The sequence below is a fragment of the Micrococcus sp. iso_229 genome, assembly GCF_058072725.1.
Genome location: NZ_CM176514.1, coordinates 746,241 through 764,697 on the forward strand (window position 1 = coordinate 746,241; position 18,457 = coordinate 764,697).

18 protein-coding genes are annotated in these 18,457 nt (G+C 73.6%); 13 read left to right on the plus strand and 5 right to left on the minus strand.

Annotated features, from left to right (window positions below; genetic code table 11):
- Positions 1-26: 26 nt before the first annotated feature.
- The 7 genes from AC3RKA_RS03470 (at position 27) to AC3RKA_RS03500 (ending at position 5,911) form a co-directional block, all read left to right on the plus strand.
- On the plus strand, positions 27-1,148 hold the full coding sequence (locus AC3RKA_RS03470; RefSeq protein WP_049158380.1) for a histidinol-phosphate transaminase: 1,122 nt from the start codon (positions 27-29) through the stop codon (positions 1,146-1,148).
- 180 nt (positions 1,149-1,328) lie between these two features.
- The gene (gene hisB / locus AC3RKA_RS03475) at positions 1,329-1,910 is read left to right on the plus strand and encodes an imidazoleglycerol-phosphate dehydratase HisB (RefSeq protein ID WP_169577989.1); all 582 of its coding nucleotides are present in this window, start codon (positions 1,329-1,331) and stop codon (positions 1,908-1,910) included.
- A complete protein-coding gene (hisH, locus tag AC3RKA_RS03480; RefSeq protein ID WP_004167703.1) occupies positions 1,910-2,569 on the plus strand; it encodes an imidazole glycerol phosphate synthase subunit HisH in 660 nt (219 codons plus the stop codon). Before hisB ends, hisH begins: the two co-directional genes overlap by 1 nt.
- Positions 2,569-2,727, plus strand: coding sequence for a hypothetical protein (locus tag AC3RKA_RS03485; RefSeq protein ID WP_162838048.1), 159 nt, complete (start codon positions 2,569-2,571; stop codon positions 2,725-2,727). Before hisH ends, AC3RKA_RS03485 begins: the two co-directional genes overlap by 1 nt.
- A 32-nt stretch (positions 2,728-2,759) precedes the next feature.
- Positions 2,760-3,545, plus strand: coding sequence for a bifunctional 1-(5-phosphoribosyl)-5-((5-phosphoribosylamino)methylideneamino)imidazole-4-carboxamide isomerase/phosphoribosylanthranilate isomerase PriA (gene priA / locus AC3RKA_RS03490; protein ID WP_049158381.1), 786 nt, complete (start codon positions 2,760-2,762; stop codon positions 3,543-3,545).
- A complete protein-coding gene (locus tag AC3RKA_RS03495) occupies positions 3,542-4,543 on the plus strand; it encodes an SseB family protein (RefSeq protein ID WP_049158382.1) in 1,002 nt (333 codons plus the stop codon). The genes priA and AC3RKA_RS03495 overlap by 4 nt, the downstream gene beginning before the upstream one ends.
- A gap of 123 nt (positions 4,544-4,666) precedes the next feature.
- Positions 4,667-5,911, plus strand: a complete 1,245-nt coding sequence (locus tag AC3RKA_RS03500) for a trypsin-like serine protease (RefSeq protein WP_431794050.1) — start codon at positions 4,667-4,669, stop codon at positions 5,909-5,911.
- A gap of 105 nt (positions 5,912-6,016) precedes the next feature.
- Here AC3RKA_RS03500 and AC3RKA_RS03505 read toward each other — a convergent pair whose 3' ends face one another.
- Genes AC3RKA_RS03505 through AC3RKA_RS03515 form a run of 3 tightly spaced genes read right to left on the minus strand, consistent with a single transcriptional unit; the run spans position 6,017 to position 8,413 of the window.
- Positions 6,017-6,565 (minus strand): MarR family winged helix-turn-helix transcriptional regulator, encoded by a 549-nt coding sequence (locus tag AC3RKA_RS03505; RefSeq protein WP_239668477.1) that lies wholly within the window; start codon positions 6,563-6,565, stop codon positions 6,017-6,019.
- A complete protein-coding gene (locus AC3RKA_RS03510; protein ID WP_049159987.1) occupies positions 6,537-7,226 on the minus strand; it encodes an FMN reductase in 690 nt (229 codons plus the stop codon). The genes AC3RKA_RS03505 and AC3RKA_RS03510 overlap by 29 nt, the downstream gene beginning before the upstream one ends.
- On the minus strand, positions 7,223-8,413 hold the full coding sequence (locus AC3RKA_RS03515; RefSeq protein ID WP_060774628.1) for an LLM class flavin-dependent oxidoreductase: 1,191 nt from the start codon (positions 8,411-8,413) through the stop codon (positions 7,223-7,225). The genes AC3RKA_RS03510 and AC3RKA_RS03515 overlap by 4 nt, the downstream gene beginning before the upstream one ends.
- 140 nt (positions 8,414-8,553) lie before the next feature.
- Here AC3RKA_RS03515 and AC3RKA_RS03520 point away from each other — a divergent pair, with 140 nt between their 5' ends.
- Complete coding sequence (locus tag AC3RKA_RS03520) at positions 8,554-9,135, plus strand: LURP-one-related/scramblase family protein (RefSeq protein WP_060774629.1); 582 nt, start codon at positions 8,554-8,556, stop codon at positions 9,133-9,135.
- 71 nt (positions 9,136-9,206) lie between these two features.
- Positions 9,207-10,610: an MFS transporter gene (locus tag AC3RKA_RS03525; protein WP_431794051.1), complete on the plus strand. Its 1,404-nt coding sequence runs from the start codon at positions 9,207-9,209 to the stop codon at positions 10,608-10,610.
- Positions 10,611-10,629: 19 nt separating this feature from the next.
- Here AC3RKA_RS03525 and AC3RKA_RS03530 read toward each other — a convergent pair whose 3' ends face one another.
- Both AC3RKA_RS03530 and AC3RKA_RS03535 read right to left on the minus strand, forming a co-directional pair.
- Positions 10,630-11,076, minus strand: coding sequence for a dienelactone hydrolase family protein (locus tag AC3RKA_RS03530; protein ID WP_489727503.1), 447 nt, complete (start codon positions 11,074-11,076; stop codon positions 10,630-10,632).
- 827 nt (positions 11,077-11,903) lie between these two features.
- On the minus strand, positions 11,904-14,903 hold the full coding sequence (locus AC3RKA_RS03535; protein WP_431794052.1) for an FtsK/SpoIIIE domain-containing protein: 3,000 nt from the start codon (positions 14,901-14,903) through the stop codon (positions 11,904-11,906).
- 237 nt (positions 14,904-15,140) lie between these two features.
- Here AC3RKA_RS03535 and AC3RKA_RS03540 point away from each other — a divergent pair, with 237 nt between their 5' ends.
- The 4 genes from AC3RKA_RS03540 (at position 15,141) to AC3RKA_RS03555 (ending at position 18,456) form a co-directional block, all read left to right on the plus strand.
- Positions 15,141-16,367: a TadA family conjugal transfer-associated ATPase gene (locus tag AC3RKA_RS03540; RefSeq protein ID WP_004167684.1), complete on the plus strand. Its 1,227-nt coding sequence runs from the start codon at positions 15,141-15,143 to the stop codon at positions 16,365-16,367.
- Positions 16,367-17,224, plus strand: coding sequence for a type II secretion system F family protein (locus AC3RKA_RS03545; protein WP_406905611.1), 858 nt, complete (start codon positions 16,367-16,369; stop codon positions 17,222-17,224). Before AC3RKA_RS03540 ends, AC3RKA_RS03545 begins: the two co-directional genes overlap by 1 nt.
- Positions 17,221-18,162 (plus strand): type II secretion system F family protein, encoded by a 942-nt coding sequence (locus AC3RKA_RS03550; protein ID WP_004167682.1) that lies wholly within the window; start codon positions 17,221-17,223, stop codon positions 18,160-18,162. The genes AC3RKA_RS03545 and AC3RKA_RS03550 overlap by 4 nt, the downstream gene beginning before the upstream one ends.
- A gap of 87 nt (positions 18,163-18,249) precedes the next feature.
- On the plus strand, positions 18,250-18,456 hold the full coding sequence (locus AC3RKA_RS03555; RefSeq protein WP_004167681.1) for a hypothetical protein: 207 nt from the start codon (positions 18,250-18,252) through the stop codon (positions 18,454-18,456).
- Position 18,457 lies beyond the last annotated feature (1 nt).

Here is an 18,457-nt window from a genome sequence, read left to right on the forward strand (position 1 = left end):
CCTCCACGGTTCCTAGACTGGCGGCCATGACCGACCTCAGCACTCTGCCCCTGCGCGAGAACCTCCGCGGCCTGAGCCCCTACGGCGCCCCCCAGCTGGACGTGCCGTACATGCTCAACACCAACGAGAACACGCACCCGGTGCCGGAGGAGGTCGCCGCCGCGATCGCCGAGCGGGTCGCGGCCGTCGCCGGGGGGCTGAACCGCTACCCGGACCGCGAGTTCACGGGGCTGCGACATGCGCTCGCCGGCTACCTCGGCCACGGCCTCACGGCGGACCACGTGTGGGCCGGCAACGGCTCCAACGAGATCCTGCAGCAGATCCTCCAGGCCTTCGGCGGCCCGGGGCGGACCCTGCTGAGCTTCCTGCCCTCGTACTCCATGTACCCGCTGCTGGCCGGCGGCACGGACACCGTGTTCGTGGACGGCGGCCGCGCCGACGACCACAGCCTCAGCGCCGAGCACGCGGCGGCCATGGTGCGGGAGCACCGTCCGCACGTCGTCTTCCTGGCCTCCCCCAACAACCCGACGGGCACCGCCCTGGACCTGGCGACCATCGAGGCCGTGTACGCCGCGCAGGCGGAGAACGAGGCTGCCGGCGGGCCCGGCGCGATGGTCGTCGTGGACGAGGCCTACGCGGAGTTCGCCCTCGCCGGCACCCGCTCCGCCCTCACGCTCCTGCCCGGCCGTGAGCGGCTGATCGTCACGCGCACCATGTCCAAGGCGTTCGCCCTGGCCGGCGCGCGCCTGGGCTACCTGGCCGCGGACCCCGCCGTCACCGACGCCCTGCGCCTGGTGCGCCTGCCGTACCACCTCTCCGCGGTCACGCAGGCCACGGCGGAGGCCGCTCTCGACCACGTGGACGCGCTGCTGCGCACCGTGGAGGACATCAAGGCCCAGCGCGACCGCATCGTCTCCACCCTGCGCGGCCTGGGACTGAGGCCCTCGGTGTCCGACTCGAACTTCGTCTTCTTCGGTCACCTCGAGGACGCCTCCGACGTGTGGCGCCGCCTGCTCGACCGAGGCGTGCTCGTGCGGGACGTCGGCATCCCGCACCACCTGCGCGTCACCGCCGGCACCGAGGCGGAGACGACGGCGTTCCTCACTGCTCTCGCGGAGGTCCTCGGCGAGACCGGGCACCGGTCCTGAGGCGTCACCGGAGTCGCGGCGTCCGCCCGGCTCCCTAGGATGGGGACAGCGCGCGCGGCGCCCCGGCCCGCCGGCACCGGCCGCGCGCACCCGCATCCCCCGCACCCGTCCCGGACCGGTGCGGCCCCAGCCCGAGGAGGACCCGTGGCAGCCGAGCTGATCTCCGGACGCCGTGCGCGCATGACGCGCACCACGAGCGAGTCGGACGTGTACGTCGAGATGGATCTGGACGGCACCGGCCGTGCTGAGATCTCCACCACCGTGCCGTTCTACGACCACATGCTCACCGCGCTGTCCCGGCACTCCCAGATCGATCTGACGGTCCGCGCCACCGGTGACACGCACATCGACGTGCACCACACGGTCGAGGACGTCGCCATCACCCTGGGCGAGGTGCTCAAGACCGCGCTCGGGGACAAGTCCGGCATCCGCCGCTTCGGCGAGGCGTCCGTGCCGCTGGACGAGGCGCTGGCGCGCGCCGTCGTCGACGTCTCCGGCCGGCCCTACCTCGTGCACGAGGGCGAGCCCGAGGGGCAGCAGTACCACCGCATCGGCGGGCACTTCACCGGTTCCATGACGCGCCACGTGTTCGAGTCGATCACGTACCACGCGGCGATCTGCCTCCACATGGACGTCGTGCGGGGCCGGGATCCGCACCACATCGTCGAGGCGCAGTTCAAGGCCTTCGCCCGCGCCCTGCGCGCCGCCGTCGAGGACGACCCCCGCATGACCGGCGTGCCCTCCACCAAGGGCGCCCTCTGATGGCCCGCCCCACCACCGTCCCCGGTGTGCGGCCGCGCGTCGCCGTCCTGGACTACGGCTCGGGCAACGTGCACTCGGCGCTGCGTGCCGTGGAGCGGGCCGGCGCGGAGGTCGAGCTCACGCGCGATCCGCAGGCCGTGCAGGAGGCCGACGGGCTGCTCGTGCCCGGCGTCGGGGCGTACGCGTCCGTGATGCGGGCACTGACCGAGGTCGGCGGCACCCGCTGGATCGGCCGCCGCGTGGCCGGGGGCCGACCCGTCCTCGGCATCTGCGTGGGCCACCAGATCCTCTTCGACGCCGGCGTCGAGCACGGCGAGCGCACCGCGGGCATGGGGGAGTGGCCGGGTGTCGTCGCCGAGCTGCCCGCCGAGGTCCTGCCCCACATGGGCTGGAACACCGTCCGGCCGCCCGAAGGCAGCGCCCTCTTCGCCGGCATCGAGGACGAGCGGTTCTACTTCGTCCACTCCTACGGCGTGCTCGAGTGGGAGTTCGACCAGACGATCTCCGCCATGCGTCCGCCCCAGGTCACCTGGGCGCACCACGGCGCGGACTTCATCGCCGCCGTGGAGAACGGCCCCCTGTCCGCCACGCAGTTCCACCCCGAGAAGTCCGGGGATGCCGGGCTGCAGCTGCTGCGCAACTGGCTGGAGACCCTCTGATGCCCTACTGGTCCGTCCTGTACCTCGCCCTCGGCGGGCTGCTGCTCGGCGCCGCCTGGTCCCTGCGCACGCAGAAGGCGCCGCTGTGGGCCATCGTGATCGTCCTTGTGCTGGCCGGCATGGCCATCGCCGCCTCCTTCCTGACCGTCGGCGCCTGACCGCGCCGGCCGCCCCACCCGAGAGGAACCCCATGACCCCGAACGCCCCCGCCCTCGAGCTGCTGCCCGCGGTCGACGTCCAGGACGGCCAGGCCGTCCGCCTGGTCCAGGGCGAGGCCGGCAGCGCCACCTCGTACGGCGACCCGGTGACCGCCGCCCTGGACTGGCAGCGCGCCGGCGCGGAGTGGATCCACCTCGTGGACCTGGACGCCGCCTTCGGCCGCGGTGACAACCGCGAGGTCATGCGCCGTGTGGTGGAGGAGATCGGCGTGAAGATCGAGCTGTCCGGCGGCATCCGCGACGACGCCTCGCTCGAGAACGCCCTCGAGATGGGTGCGGCGCGGGTGAACCTGGGCACCGCCGCCCTCGAGGACCCGGAGTGGACCGCGCGCGTCATCGAGCGCTTCGGCGACCGGGTGGCCGTGGGCCTCGACGTGCGCGGTACCACGCTCGCCGCCCGCGGCTGGACGAAGGAGGGCGGCGACCTCTGGGAGGTGCTGGACCGCCTCGAGGACGCCGGCTGCGCCCGCTACGTGGTCACCGACGTCACGAAGGACGGCACGCTCAAGGGGCCGAACACGGAGCTGCTGGCCCAGGTCTGCGCGAAGACCGCGAAGCCGGTCGTCGCCTCGGGCGGCATCTCCTCCCTCGAGGACGTCGCCGCGCTCGCGGCCATGACCGGCCAGGGCGTCGAGGGCGCGATCATGGGCAAGGCGCTGTACGCCGGCCGCTTCAGCCTGGAGCAGGCGCTGGCCGTCGCCGGCGGCGCCACGGTGGAGCAGGCGCGCTCCGAGCAGCCTGGCCCGGTCGCCCCGTGACGGGTTCGCACGACGACGGCGGCCTGGCCCGCGGCGACGGGCTCGGCCCGATCGACGAGACGGTCGCGGTGCCGCACCCGGCGGCCCGGGAGCTGCCGGGGCACATCCGGGCCGCACTCGACCGCATGCGGGAGAAGACCGCGGGCGAGAACACCGCGGACACCGCGGGCATCCCGTGGCAGGGCCGCGACCTCTCCGGCCCCGGCGTGGACGGCTCCGCGAACCCGTTGCACGTGTTCGACGAGGACGACGGCACCAGCCCGGCCGAGTGGACCGCCGTCATGGCGGCCCTGACGGACGGCTCCGCCGGTGAGCGGGAGGTGACGGAGGTGCTCACGCGCATCCGCGTGTTCGCCGCCGTCGTGCCCACCCTCGCCGTGGACGAGGATGACGTCCACGACCACGGCGACCACACCGGCCACGAGCACGACGTCGCGGCGCACGGGGACAAGGCCGCGGACGTGGCCCTCGTGACCATGCGCGCGCCGGACGGCCGGCAGGCGCTGCCGGTGTTCACGAACGTGCCCGCGCTGACCGCGTGGAACCCGGTCGCCCGGCCCGTGGCCGTCTGGCTGCCGCGTGCCTGTCTGTCCGCCGTGGACGAGGGCTGTGAGCTCGTCGTCATCGACGCCGGCGCCGAGCACACGTACGTGGTGCGACGCCCGGCCGTGTGGTCGCTCGCCCAGCAGAAGGAGTGGACCCCCGCCTACCGGGACCAGGAGATCGCGGACGAGATCGCCGAGGTCGCCGACCTGGTCCCGAACCTGCTGAACCTGGGCCTCGCCCCCGGGTCGGGGGTGGCCACGCACACGGGCTCCGGCGCGGTGATGAACGGAGGCGGGGCCGGGCCCGAGCTGCAGATCGTCGCGATGCCCACCCGGGACGCCGACGCGGCCGGGGTGCGCCTGATGACGGCCACGCTCAGGACCCTCCTGGCAGACCTGCCGCTGCTGGCCGAGCGGGCCGACTCCGTGGAGATCACGGTCCGCCGACCCTGATCGGTCGCCCGGCGCGTCCGGTACCGTTGAGGGGGAGGGGAGGGCCCGTGGTGGCCCCACCCCATCCTTGGAGGCCGTGCGCCGCGCGCCGGCCCCATGCCTCCCATCCTCCGAGGAGTACCCATGAAAACCAGAACCTTGACCGGCGTCGCCACCGCGGCGCTGGGCGCGGTGGTGGTGGCCGGTGCCGGCCCCGCCCTCGCGCAGACCACGCTCACCCAGGGCTCGGCGATCACCGCGCCGGCCGGGGCGTGCAGCCTGACCATCGTCGACGAGGCCACCGCCTACACCGCGGCCCACTGCGGCGCGGGCCAGTGGCAGATCGGATCGACCGTCCGCGACGTCGACGGCGCAGCGATCGGCACCGTCTCGGCACTGCCCGGCGATTCGGGCGTGGACGCGGTCCGCGTGGCCCTGGCCGACGACGTCGACGTCGTGGGCGACTGGTCCACGCGGCCGGCCTCATCCGTCGGTGTGGGCGAGACCGTCTACACCCATGGCTCGTCCGTGCCGCTGGGCGCGCCGAACACCGTGTCCCACACGCAGACGTTCGAGGCCGCCACGGTCTGCGACGACGCGTACGCGGATCAGGTCGCCCTGGACACCGCCTCGACCCACGCCGGCGACTCGGGCGGCGCCGTCTATGACGCCCAGCAGCGGGTGGTCGGTGTCATCTCGGGCATCGCCCCGGTGACCTTCGACGCCGAGGGCAACGTGGTGGGCTGCGACGCCCAGGCGATGTCCTCGATCATGGTCCCGGTCGAGTCCCTCGACGCGCTGGACGCCTCCGCGGCGCCCGCCGCCGAGACCGCCGAGACCGCCCCGGCGATCGCCGACGTCGCCGGCCCCGTGGCCGACGAGGACCTGCCCACCGGCGGCGAGCCTGCCGTGGACGAGTCGGAACTGACCGAGTTCACGCCGGCCGAGGAGGAGGCCATCGCGGCCGAGCTCAAGGCCCGCGCCGAGGCCGCCGCGGAGGAGGAGGCCGCCGAGGCGGCCCCCGCTGCTGAGGCCCCGGCCGCCGAGGCCGCCGCGCCGGGCGTGACCGACGTCGTGGCCCCGGCCGCCGAGGCCGCCGCGCCGGGCGTGACCGACGTCGTGGCCGCGCCCGCCGAGGGTGTCGCCTACGGCACCCGGGTGGTCGCGCAGACGGATCAGGGCGGCTTCGCCTCCGTCACCGTCACGGCCTACGACGCGGACGGCACCGTCCTGGGCCAGGACGGCCTGGACCTCACCGGCGAGTACCGCGCCTGGCTGCCCGTGCCGGCCGAGGTGCCTGCGGGCGGCTCCGTGGTGGTCACCGTGGTCGACGCCGCCGGTGCCGCCACGGACGCCACCGTGACCCTGGACGGTCAGCTGGTCGGCTGATCGATTCCGCCCCGAACGGCACGACGAGGCCCGGTGATCCCGCACGGATCACCGGGCCTCGTCACGTCCCGGGGCCGGGGCGACCCCGGCCAGGTGGGGACGTGGTCAGCACATCCCCTCGAGCCGGCACCCCAGGCGGGAGAAGATCCGGGTGAGGGACTCCGCCTCGCCCGGGGCCAGGTCGCCGAGGAAGAGCTCGTCCGCCTGCCGGGCGTGCACGATCGCGGCGCGCCGGAAGGCGGACCGGCCCTCGTCGGTGAGCACGGCCTCGAAGCCCCGCCGGTCACAGGCCACCGGGCGGCGGTCGATCAGGCCGCGGGCCACGAGCGTCTTCACCTGGTAGGTGATGCGCGACGGGGAGAAGACCATCCGGGACGCCAGCTCTCCCAGCCGGAGCCGGCCCTCGGGGGACTCGTAGAGGAGCAGCAGCAGGTTGTAGTCGGCCAGCGACATGCCGCAGTCCTGTTTGAGTCGGCGCTCCAGTACCTCCGTGAGCATCTGGGTGGCCTCGAAGTAGGCGCGCCAGGCGCGCTTGGGCAGGTCCACCGGGCGGTGCGCCTCCGAGGCGGAGCCGAACCAGCCGCCGTCGGGCTCCGTCGGCGCCGCCGCGTCCGGAGTGGCGGGCTCAGGGGCCGGGGTTGAGGAGCTGCTCAAAGGGGGTCACCTCCAGGTCGAGGTCCGCGGGCGCGGCGGCGCGTGCCCGCGGGGGGCGGTTCAGGGTGATCTCGGCCAGGTCGCGTCCGGCGGCCCGGATGCGGGACTGCAGCGGGTCGGTCCGCATCGATTCCTGCACGCCGGCCGCCTCGCCCCAGTCGTCCGAGGCCGCGAAGACCGCGGTCGGCACGATGCGGGCCTTGAGGTAGGCGAACAGCGGCCGCATGGCGGTGTCGATCATGAGCGAGTGGCGGGCGGTGCCGCCGGTGGCGCCGAGGAGCACGGGCACCCCGACGACGGACGTGGGCTCCGCGAGGTCCCAGAAGGACTTGAACAGGCCCGAGTAGGAGGCCTTGTACGTGGGCGAGACCGCGATGACGGCGTCGGCCTGGGCGACCTCGTCCAGGGCCGCGCGCAGGGCCGGGGAGATCGCGAAGGTCACCAGGGCCTGCGCGATGTCCGTGGCGAGCTCCCGCAACGTGATCAGGTGGATCTGCGGGACCACGCCGTGCTCGGAGAGCGCCGCCGAGGCGGACTCGGCCAGGCGTTCGGCGAGCATGCGGGTCTGTGACGGGTCCCCGGACCCGCCGGAGACCACGGCGAGGTGTCGGGCCTGCGGCGTGAACGGGTCGGAGGCATCGAGGGTGCCGGGGGTGGTCACTGCGCGGCACCGCCCTTCGCGGCGTCGGCGGTGGCGCGCTGCTCGGCGGCCGCCGCGCGGTCGAGCTGGGCCTGCGATCCCTCCTTGCCGCCGGGCACGGGGGCCTCGCCGCGGCGGGCGCGTGCCACGAGGAACTCGTGGGTCGGGGCCGCCGGGACGTCGTCCGGCCGGAGAGCGTCGAACTCCTTGCGCAGCACGGGCAGGACCTCCTCGCCGAAGAGGTCGATCTGCCGCAGGACGGTGTCCGTGGGCAGGCCGGCGTGGTCGATGAGGAACATCTGGCGCTGGTAGTCGCCCACCCAGTCGCGGAACGTGAGCGTGCGCTCGATGACCTGCTGCGGCGAGCCGACCGTCAGGGGCGTCATCCTCGAGAAGTCCTCGAGGGACGGGCCGTGGCCGTAGACCGGCGCGTTGTCGAAGTAGGGGCGGAACTCCGCCACGGCGTCCTGCGAGTTCTTCGCCATGTAGGCCTGGCCGCCCAGGGCCACGTACGCCTGATGGGCCTTGCCGTGGCCGTAGTACTCGTAGCGCTGGCGGTACAGGCGCACCATCTGGATGACGTGCTCCTTGTTCCAGAAGATGTTGTTGTGGAAGTAGCCGTCGCCGTAGTAGGCGGCCTGCTCGGCGATCTCGGGGGAGCGGATGGAGCCGTGCCACACGAAGGGGGCGACGCCGTCCAGGGGCTGCGGGGTGAGGGTGAAGTCCTGCAGCGGGGTGCGGTGATTGCCGCTCCAGTCCACGGTCTCCTCGTGCCACAGGCGGTAGAGGAGGTTGTAGTTCTCCACGGCGAGCTGGATGCCCTGGCGGATGTCCTTGCCGAACCACGGGTACACGGGGCCGGTGTTGCCGCGGCCCATCGTCAGGTCCACACGGCCGTCGGCGAGGTGCTGCAGGTACGCGTAGTCCTCGGCCAGACGCACCGGGTCCATGGTGGTGATCAGGGTCGTCGCCGTGGAGAGCTGGAGGGTCTCGGTCTGCGCGGCCAGGTAGGCCAGCAGCGTGGGCGGGTTGCCCGGGGCCACGAAGGGCGGGTTGTGGTGCTGGCCGGTCGCGAACACCTCGAAGCCCGCCTGCTCGGCGTGGCGGGCGATCTTGACGGTGTCCTTGATCCGCTGATGCTCGGTGGGGGCGGTCCCGTTCGTCGGATCGGCGGTGATGTCGCCGATCGTGAAGACGCCGAACTGCATGGTGTGCTCCTCAGTGTGCCCGGGGGCGGGTCTCACGGTGCGGCCGCGCCGTCGCCGTGTTCTTAAAAAATGAACTATACCGCACAACGAGCCGTCCGGTACTGGGTATTCCGCCGGGTCCGACACGGCAGACTGGTCCCATGAGCCCCGCCTTCGACGCCGGTCGCCTCGCCCACACGGACGTCCTCACCCTGCAGCAGGTGACGAGCTTCCTGTCCAACGACATCCAGGTGACGGACCCGGACGGGCGCACCGTCGTCTCGGTGGTCACCACGGGCGGGGGGCTGGGCCGAATGCTGATGGGGAGCCGCAGCTTCGACGTGGTCGACGGTGACGACGGCCGCGTGCTCTTCCGCCTCGCCGACCCGGCCACGTTCGGCCGCGACCGCTTCGCGATCCTGGACCCCGACGGGCTGCCCCTGGCCCACCTCGTCCGCCAGTTCGCGTTCCTGCGGACGTCCGTGAACGTCGAGGTCGTGGACGGCACGTGCTTCGCGGTGACCGGCGACCTGTGGGACCACGACTACGCCATGACCGTGGGCCAGCAGCCGATCGCCCGCGTGACCGCGCGGTTCGGAGGGGTCATGAACGCCCTGGCCGGGCGCTCGCGGTACGAGATGCGCCTGGACCCCGGCATGCCGCCCGTGGTGCGCTGCGCCGTGCTCGGCACGGCCATCGCACTCGACCTGATCCGGGCCAAGGACCGGCGCAGCAACAGCTGAGTCCGCCGAGCGCGCGGCTGTCTCGGCGGCGCCTCCGGGGCGTGCCTTGACGTCTCCCATAGGATTCGACGGTGGACTTCGGAGCGTACGGACGGCTGTTGCAGGACCCTCGGATCCGCCATCTGCTGGCGGTGGGGTTCATCGCCCGCTTCCCGCACACCGCGGCCGGGGTGATCCTCACCCTCCACGTGGCGCTCACGCTGGGCCTGGGCTACGGCCAGGCCGGCCTGGCCGGGGCGGCGATGACGCTGGGCATCGCGGTGGGCTCGCCGTGGCGGGGCCGCGTGGTGGACGCGAAGGGGCTGCGCCGTGCACTGCTGCCCTCCGTGATCGCGGAGGCGGTGATCTGGCCGATCGTCCCGTGGCTGCCGTTCTGGCCGATGCTCCTGGCCGTGTTCCTGGGCGGCGTGTTCTCGCTGCCGATCTTCTCCGTGGTCCGGCAGGGACTCGGCGTGCTCACCCACGGCAAGGACCGGCAGACGGCCTTCGCCCTGGACTCCATCGTCACGGAGACGATCTTCATGATGGGCCCGGCGCTGGGCGCCGTCGTCGCGGCCACGTGGTCGAGTGCCCTCGGCCTGACCATCGTGGGCCTGTCCAGCGCGCTGGGCGGCATCCTGCTGATGTGGTTCAACCCGCCCACGCGGTCGAGCCAGCTGGCCGTCGTCGGGCCGGCGACCGAGGACCCGTACACCGAGGAGCAGGACCGTCAGGAGGCGATCGCCCAGGCGGTGACCGCCGCGCCCATGCACGTGGAGATGGCCGCCCCCAGTCTGGCCACCGGCGCGCTGCCCGCGATCACCGAGGCCATCCCGATCGTCACCGGGGCGCTGCCGGTGATCGCGGCGGACGGCTCCGGGCCGACGACGGCGCCGCGCCAGGCCCGGGCCGAGCGGCTGCGGCAGTGGCGGCGGACCCACTTCTCCTGGATCGGGTCGGAGGTGCTCGGCGTGCTCGTGGTGTCGATGGCGGCCGGGATCGTCATGGTCGGCACCGAGGTCTCGATGGTGGCCGAGCTGGAGTCCCAGGGTGCCGCGGCGTCGGTGGGCCTGGTGTATGCGTTCTGGTGCGGCGCCTCCGCCGTGGGCGGGCTGTTCTATGGGGCCTGGGGCCGCCAGGTGCACCCGTACCGGCTGATGGCGCTGTTCGCCGTGGCGACGGTGCCGCTCGCGCTCGTGGACGGGGTGTGGGCGCTCGCACTGGCCTCGATCCCCTCCGGCCTGCTGACGGCGCCGACCCTGGCCTCGGCCTCGTCCCGACTCTCGCACCTCGTGGTGGAGGAGCGGCGCGGCGAGGCGATGGGCTTCTACGGCTCGGCCATGACCGCGGGCGCCGCGATGGGTGCCCCGCTGGCCGGCGTGTTCATCGACGGCGTCGCCCCGTCCGCCGGCTACGTGTTCGCGGCGGCCGCGGGCTTCGTGTTCGTGCTGCTGGCCGTCCTGGCGACGGTGATGCGCGGGCGGCGTTCCGCCTGAGCCGGACCCGCTCCGCGGCTCAGGCCAGGAGTTCGTGGATGCGGCGCACCAGCACGGCGGTGAGATCCGCGTCGAAGTCCGCGGTGGAGGAGTCCATGAACAGGTGCCGGTCCGTGTCGTACTCGAAGAGGTCGGCGGGGCGGTCCGGGTGCTCGGCGGTGGCCGCGTAGGAGCGGGCGGTCTCGAGGTCGCCCTCGAGGGCCCAGGGGTCGCGGGTGCCGAGGTGGATCTGCAGGGCGGTGTGGGGCTGCCAGAGCGGGGCGAAGGCGTCGAGGGGCAGGGCGCCGGCCATGGCGATGCACGCGCGGAAGCCGGGGACCACCTGGGCGGCGCGCCAGGCGGGCATCACGCCCATGCTGACGCCCGCGACGACGGAGGCCTCCTGGTGCTCAGCACACGCCCGCATGCCGCGCTGGCCGATCTCCTCGAAGCCGATCTGCTCGGCGTGGGAGACACCCTCGTCCACGGTGGCGAAGGTGCGGCCGTCGTAGAAGGTCAGGGGTGTGGACCGTGTGACCGCCGCTGGCGATCTGGTCGGCGAGCGCACGCACGCCGTCCGTGAGACCGAGGGCGTGGTGGAAGAGGATGATCTGCGCCATGGGTCAGAGCGTAGACCGCGGTGGGCGGCTGCCCCAGAGTGCGGGTGGGTGATCGGGGCGAAGGAGTGGAGTTCACCTGTCACCACACGTAGGTTGGCGCTCATCTCAACAGAGCGGAGAGAGTCATGCCGTTGAAGCGCTGGGTTGCGCTGGCCCTGGTGGGGGTTGTCGTTCTGGCGTGTTGGGTCAACTGGCCGGACCCTTCGGGGCGTGGGCCGTGGGGGAGTGCTGTGTCGACCCTGCTGGTCGCGGGGGCGCTGATCGCGTGCATCGCGAGCGCAGTTCTTGCCCGATCGGTGCCGGTTGGGATGGTCGCCCTGGTCTTCTCGGCGGCGGCCCTGGCGGGGTCTCTCGTGACGCAGGCACCGAGTTCGGTGCCCTGGGTTCTCATTGCAGCAGTCCTTCCGGCGCGTGCTCTGCTGGGTGGGGACAGGGCCGCGCGCGAGGCATGAGCGGGCAGCGGCCACCTGGCTCCATCCGTCCTGCGACCTTCAGGACGTCATCGCCGGACGATGCCGCAGCCGATAGGTCGCCGTCCCCTTCGGACGCACGGCGACGAAGGGGTGCCATGTCCGACTGCTCCCGGCCCACTCGCCCGCGGCGTCCACGTTCGACGCAGAACGCCTCACGGAGTGGGCGTCGGAGCTGAGTCCACCGTTCCGCGGCGGTGACACGGGCATCGCCGACAGTGCGGTCACGCCGAAGCGGGAAACGCGAGCTGGCAGGGCATCCCGGGTTCGGGGACGGCGGGACTGATGTGCACGGCCCGGCCCGGCAGGGGCTCGACCTCGGTCAGCCGGGGCCAGACGAGCCGGTGCTCGGCGTTCGTCCCGGCCGGCACGAAGAAGCGGTGGGGCAGGTGCAGCAGCAGCCGGCCCGTCGCCAGCTCGCGGCCGCCGAACACCGCCAACCGCAGCCCGGCGGCGGCCGGACGGCCGAGCCAGCCGTGCACGTCCTCCTCGACCGTGCGGTAGGTGTCCCCGACGCGCAGGCCAGACCAGGCGTTCCAGCCCGTGATCACTGCTGTACCGCCGTCGGCCGCGAGCTCGTGCAGACACTCCAGGACGGCCTCCCCGGCCCCCTCGGCGTCCGGGGTCAGCACCGGCAGCCCGGACCGCGCGGTCGCGGCGGCCTCCCCGGTGCCGTCCAGCACGGCCACCGGCCCGCCGCTGCGCATCGCCACCTCGACGACGGCGGCCAGCGTCTCCGCGCGACCCCCCGCGGCCTCGACGATCCACGCGGTGCGTCCCTCTGCGCCGGTCGGCCACCGCCAGGGACGGTGCCGGCCGTGGGCCGCGTCGTCGAGCAGGGCCAGGGCCGTGGCCTCGGCCCGGCGACCGCGGTACGGCACCCAGCGTTCCGGCAGGGCGGGGGTGACCACGGGCGGGGGTGTCGGCCAGTCACCCGCAGCGTAGTTCTCCACCAGGACCGCGACGACGGCCTCCCAGGGGGCGATGGCCGGGGTGGCCGCGGCCTCGCCCAGCCGTCGCCACACGGGCGTGCCGCCGTCGACCGTCCATTGGGACGCGCGGAACGAGACCGTCGGGCGCCCCGCCGTCGAGAGGATCGCGGAGCCGGGGCGGCGCGGGTCGAGTCGGGCCGCGGCGGCCGTGCCCACCAGGTCCCACGACTCCTGCTCCGTCGCGGTGCGCAGGGCGATCGTGCTGCCCAGGTTCGAGCGCAGGTCCGAGCCCACCGCACCCGTGGCCCGCTGCGTGGCCAGGATGAGGTGGAAGCCGAGGGAACGGCCCGTGGCGGCCAGACGTTGCAGGACGGCGGCCGCGTCCGGGTGGTCGTCCACGAGCACGCGCAGTTCGTCGATCGCCACGACGAGCCGAGGCAGCGCCGCGTCCGGATGGCGGCGGCGGAAGCTGGGGTAATCGCTGACCCCGGCCTCCGCGAAGAGGGCCTCACGGCGATGCAGCTCCGCCCGAATGGCGCTCAGCGCCCGCAACGAGGCCGTTCCCACGTGGTTGGTTTCCAGGCTCATCGTGTGGGGGAGCGCACCCAGCGGACCGAACGACGCGCCGCCCTTGAAGTCCAGCAGCAGGAACGCGACCTCGGCCGGCGGGTGGTGCGCCGCGGCCCCCAGCAGGAGGGACAGCAGGAGATCCGACTTCCCGGATCCCGTGGTGCCCGCGATGAGCAGGTGCGGACCGTCGGCGGCCAGGTCCATCTCGACGACGCCCGTCTCGTCGCCGCCCCGGGCGAGGGTCACGGTGAGCCCGTCGACGGCATCACGGGTGCCCACCTGCCCCGGTGGTGTGAGCGTGCCGTCCCCGTCGTCGGTGGGCAGCAGGCCGAGGTCCACGACGTCGTCGGCCAGCTCGGTCAGCCAGGCGACCAGAGTGCCGTCGGCGAGGCCGTCGGCGGCCACGTCCTCGAAGCGCTGCTGTTCGGCCGGGACCACGACGGTGCACCCGCGCAGATCGACGACGGTGTCCCCCGGCGCAGGCGGCGGCCCGGTGAAGTCGTACCGCGTCCAGGGCAGATCCGTCCGGGCCGTGGCCATCGTCCCCGCGTCGTCGCCGATGGCGGCCCGCCACGCTCGCCACGCCGGATCCAGTGCCGCGTCCTCAGGGGCCGTCACCAGCAGCTGCGGGCCGGAGGCGCCCGACCACCAGGTGCGGCGGACGCCACCGGCCTCCACCACGAACGCGCCATCGGCCGCCACCGCGTGCCGCAGGAGCTGGAACACCGCCCACCGGCAAACCCCGGCCACATCGCGCGGTGGCCCGGCCACGACGGCGCGCGACTCCGGCGGTGACGTCGTCATCACGGTGCGCCGCGACGTGACGGCCTCCACCCATGCTTCGTCCGGGTCGTCCCGCGACAGGGACAGCGCCCCGACGCCGGAACCCCACGAGACCGCCACGGCCTCGTCGGCGCCCGCTGTCAACCCGAAGCGGTCCGTCGCGCGGGAGCGGACGGCGCGGGCCACCGCACCGGGGCTCAGTGCCGCCCGAGCCCGCCGACGCACGACCGCGTCCGCGCGGGCGGCGAGCAGCCGCGCATGCCGCAGCCGGGTGCGGCGCTGCATCGCCAGCATGACCAGCGCCACCGTCACGGACAGCACGCCGAACAGCAGGAACATCGGGTTGCCCATCATCAGGACCAGGGCGACCCCGAGCACCAGCGGGCCCAGGGCCGCCACCAGCGGGATCACGACGGACTGCCGGGCCGGTGGAGATCCGAGGTCGACGGTGGGCGGCTCCGGCGTGATCGGCCGTGGCAGGGCGGCCCCGGGCCCGCGGACCAGACCCAGGGCGGTCCGGCCCACCGGGAGCGGGCTCCGGCCGCCCCACAGGCGTCCGGTGCCCCGAGGGCCGTCGTGGATGTGCAGCCCGGTGGGCGCGAGCCGCAGACGCATCGGCCGCGACGGGGCAGAGGGGTCGTCCAGCAGCAGCCGCGCCCCACCGCGTCCCACGCTCAACCCGTCCTCCCCGAGAGGGACGAGGCGGCCGGCGTCGGGTCCGTGCTCGGTGACCACCGCGAGCTCCGGCCCCCGGGCCGGTGCACTCCCGACCCGTTCCGCGTACGTCACGCTGCGCGGCCCGGCAGCGCACCGGCGCAGCGACCGGGCGGGAAAATGTTCCCGCACCGCCCGGTCCTGCTCGTCCGCGTCGGCGGGGAAGTGCTCCACCCGCCATGTCTCGGGAGCGGCTCCGCCCAGGATCCGTACGCTCCAGGCCATCCCCGCCCCTCCCTCCTGAGACCGGCGACCGGCCCGTCCGGCCGCCTGGGGACGACCCTGCCACGGCCTGATGGCAGTTCGGGCGGCCTGTGGACAACTCCCCGTCGAACGGGTCCGCCGCCACGTTGTCCACAGTCATGGTGTCCTGGACCACACGCGACGACGGAACGGGGTATCTTCCTGATCGAGACGTGTGCGGCGCTGGGGATGGCGCCGAATCGGGCACAGGAGGGACACATGGATGCGGTGCGCATTCTCGAGGACGAGATCCGGGAGATCGTCCGGCGGCAGGGCATCGACCCGCAGCGTGAGCACGCCCGGGTCCTGACGCTCATCCAGGACGCGGCCGCGGACTACGAGTCCCGCGCGATGGTCAGCTCGCTGCCGGACCTGGAGGATCCCGTGGCGGCGCGGCAGGACCTGTTCGACCGCATTGCGGGCCTCGGGCCGCTCCAGCGGCTCATGGACGATCCCTCCGTGGAGGAGATCTGGCTGAATGCGCCGGACGCCGTCTACTGCGCGCGGTCCGGCCGCTCCGAGCTGACGGGCATCGTCCTGACCGAGGAGGAGGTGCAGGACCTCGTCGAAGTCATGTTGAAGTCCTCGGGCCGGCGGCTGGACCTGTCGATGCCGTTCGTCGACGCGGCCCTGCCGGACGGCTCGCGCCTGCACGTGGCCATCCCCGACATCACGCGGCGGCACTGGGCCGTGAACATCCGGAAGTTCATCGCCCGGGCGCGCCGGCTGGACGACCTCGTCCGGGGCGGTTCCCTCACGCCGACGGCGGCCCGCTTCCTGGACGCGGCCGTGGACGCGGGCATGAACATCCTCGTCAGCGGGGCCACCCAGGCGGGCAAGACCACCCTGCTCAACTGCCTGGCCTCGGCCATCGGCCCGCGGGAGCGGGTGATCACCGTGGAGGAGATCTTCGAGCTGCAGATCCCGGTGCGCGACGTCGTCGGGCTGCAGTGCCGCCAGCCGAACCTGGAGGGCCACGGCGAGATCCCGCTGCGCCGCCTCGTCAAGGAGGCGCTGCGGATGCGCCCGGACCGCCTGATCGTCGGCGAGGTGCGCGAGGCCGAGGCACTGGACATGCTCGTCGCGCTGAACTCCGGCCTGGCCGGCATGTGCACGATCCACGCGAACTCGGCCGCGGACGCGCTCACGAAGCTCTGCACGCTGCCCCTGCTGGCAGGGGAGAACATCTCCCGGGACTTCGTCGTCCCGACGGTCGCCACGTGCATCGACGTCGTCGTGCACTGCGAGCGCGACCGCCAGGGCCGCCGGCGGGTGCGGGAGATCCTCACCGTCGGCTCACGGGTGGAGGGCGGGGTCATCGAGACGTCGGCGCTCTTCCAGCGCGACACCGAGGGCGACCTGCGCCTCAACGAGGGTGCGAACCTGGAGTTCGAGGCGCTCGCCCGTCGCGGCGTGGACGTCCACGAGCTGGTGGGGCTCCGCTGATGGCCGCGCTGCTGGGGCTCGCGCTCGGCTGCGGCCTGTTCCTGCTGTGGTGGTCCCTCTGGTCCCCTCCCACGGAGAGACCCGAGGCCGCCCGCACCGACTCGCGCCTGCGTGTGCTGATCGCCCAGTCCGGCATCCAGCGCCTCAGCCCGGCCGGCGTCGTGTCCGCCATGGCCGTCGGCGGTCTCGTGGTCGGGCTGCTCGTCCTGTCGCTGACCGGCACGTGGACCATCGCCGCGTGCTTCGCCGTCTTCGGGGCGGCCGTGCCCTGGCTGCTGCTGTCCTGGCAGGCCCGTCGGCGGTCCACGGCACTGCGCGAGCTGTGGCCGGACGCGATCGACCACGCCCGGTCGGCCATCCGCGCGGGCCTGACTCTCCCGGAGGCGCTCATCCAGCTCGGGGAGACCGGGCCGGAGGGGCTGCGCGAGCCGTTCCAGCACTTCGCCCGGGACTACCGGGCCGGAGCCCGCTTCGTGGACGCACTGGACCGGCTCAAGGCCCGGATGGCCGACCCCGTCGCGGACCGCCTGGTGGTCTCGCTGCGCCTGACCCGCGAGGTCGGCGGCGCCGACATCGGCCGTCTGCTGCAGACCCTCTCCGAGTTCCTCCGGCAGGACGCCCGCATCCGCGCCGAGCTCGAGGCACGGCAGTCGTGGACCGTGAACGCGGCCCGGTTGGCGGTGTGCGCCCCGTGGCTCGTGCTCCTGCTGCTGGGGACCCAGCCCGCCGCGGTCGCGGCCTACCGGTCCGCCGCCGGCGGGGCCGTGCTCCTCGCGGGCATGGTGGCCTCCGTCGTCTGCTACCGCGTCATGCTCCGCATCGGCGCGCTGCCCCGGGAGAAGCGGGTGTTCGCATGACGTCCGCGCTGATCTGGGCCGCGCTCCTGGGCCTCACCCTCGGGGCGGGACTGCTCCTCATCCTGGTCACCCAGCCGGTGGGCTGGCGCCCCAGCCTCGAGCAACGGGTCGAACCGCAGCTGCGCCACCACATCCCGGCCTCCCGCCTCCTCGAGGAGGAACGTGCGGGCGCCTCGCCCTGGGGAGCGTGGGGACGCATCCTCGATCCCGTGGTGCAGGCCGGGGTCGGCTGGGTCCAGCGCATCTCCCCGGGCGGGGTGGCGCTCGACCGCAAGCTGGCCGCCGCGGGGCTCGCGGTCACGTCGACGGACTTCCGCGCCCAGCAGGTCCTGAGCGCGGCCGCGGGGGCCGCCGTGGCGGCCGTCCTCGCGCTCAGCCTCACCGTCACGGGCCGCGTGCCGGTGATCACGGGGGTCGCCCTGGTGATCGCCGGCGGCATGGCCGGGTTCCTGCTCCGAGACCAGCTGCTCTCCCTGCGGGCGCGACGGCGGCGCGAGGCCATCCTCTCCGAGTTCCCGTCCGTGGCCGAGCTGTTCGCCCTCTCGGTGGGAGCGGGGGAGAGCGCCGCTGGAGCGCTCGAGCGCATCGCGGGGACGGCGCGCGGGGAGCTGGCCGGCGAGTTCCGCGTCACGCTCGCCGACATGCGTGCCGGGGCGTCGCTGTCCGCGGCGCTCAAGGCCATGGGACGGCGCGTGCAGCTGGCCCCCGTCGAACGGTTCATCGGGGGCGTGCTCATCGCGCTGGACCGCGGCACACCCCTCGCCGACGTCCTGCGCGCGCAGGCCCAGGACGTGCGTGAGATGGGTCGCCGCGAGCTCATGGAGGCCGCCGGCCGGAAGGAGATCCAGATGATGGTGCCCCTCGTGTTCGGCATCCTCCCGCTCACGGTGATCTTCGCCGTCTTCCCCGGCATCTCCCTGATGCGCCTGGGGTTCTGAAGACCCACAACTGAATAGTCCATCCGTCCACCCACCATCACCATCCACCCCGGCCGCACGGGCGGCCGGCCACCCGAGGAGGGGACCATGCTCCACCACCACGCCATCACCGTCCTGGCCGCCCTGCGCGCCCTCATCCACGACGACGTCCGCGACGAGCGCGGCGACGTCCCCGGCTGGGTGATGATCACCCTCATGTCCGCCGTGCTCGTGGCCGGCCTGCTGGCCCTCGCCCTGCCGGCGCTCGAGGGACTGTTCAACCAGGCCATCTCCCAGGTGTCCCAGGGCGGCTGAG

What these genes read in the sequence shown, in the direction of transcription:
- AC3RKA_RS03485 (WP_162838048.1), top strand. Translation starts at nt 2,569, where the DNA reads ATGCCCTACTGGTCCGTCCTGTACCTCGCCCTCGGCGGGCTGCTGCTC.
- AC3RKA_RS03520 (WP_060774629.1), top strand. Translation starts at nt 8,554, where the DNA reads ATGAGCCCCGCCTTCGACGCCGGTCGCCTCGCCCACACGGACGTCCTC.
- AC3RKA_RS03535 (WP_431794052.1), bottom strand. Translation starts at nt 14,903, where the DNA reads ATGGCCTGGAGCGTACGGATCCTGGGCGGAGCCGCTCCCGAGACATGG.
- priA (WP_049158381.1), top strand. Translation starts at nt 2,760, where the DNA reads ATGACCCCGAACGCCCCCGCCCTCGAGCTGCTGCCCGCGGTCGACGTC.
- AC3RKA_RS03470 (WP_049158380.1), top strand. Translation starts at nt 27, where the DNA reads ATGACCGACCTCAGCACTCTGCCCCTGCGCGAGAACCTCCGCGGCCTG.
- hisH (WP_004167703.1), top strand. Translation starts at nt 1,910, where the DNA reads ATGGCCCGCCCCACCACCGTCCCCGGTGTGCGGCCGCGCGTCGCCGTC.
- AC3RKA_RS03545 (WP_406905611.1), top strand. Translation starts at nt 16,367, where the DNA reads ATGGCCGCGCTGCTGGGGCTCGCGCTCGGCTGCGGCCTGTTCCTGCTG.
- AC3RKA_RS03555 (WP_004167681.1), top strand. Translation starts at nt 18,250, where the DNA reads ATGCTCCACCACCACGCCATCACCGTCCTGGCCGCCCTGCGCGCCCTC.
- AC3RKA_RS03515 (WP_060774628.1), bottom strand. Translation starts at nt 8,413, where the DNA reads ATGCAGTTCGGCGTCTTCACGATCGGCGACATCACCGCCGATCCGACG.
- AC3RKA_RS03500 (WP_431794050.1), top strand. Translation starts at nt 4,667, where the DNA reads ATGAAAACCAGAACCTTGACCGGCGTCGCCACCGCGGCGCTGGGCGCG.
- hisB (WP_169577989.1), top strand. Translation starts at nt 1,329, where the DNA reads ATGACGCGCACCACGAGCGAGTCGGACGTGTACGTCGAGATGGATCTG.
- AC3RKA_RS03550 (WP_004167682.1), top strand. Translation starts at nt 17,221, where the DNA reads ATGACGTCCGCGCTGATCTGGGCCGCGCTCCTGGGCCTCACCCTCGGG.
- AC3RKA_RS03540 (WP_004167684.1), top strand. Translation starts at nt 15,141, where the DNA reads ATGGATGCGGTGCGCATTCTCGAGGACGAGATCCGGGAGATCGTCCGG.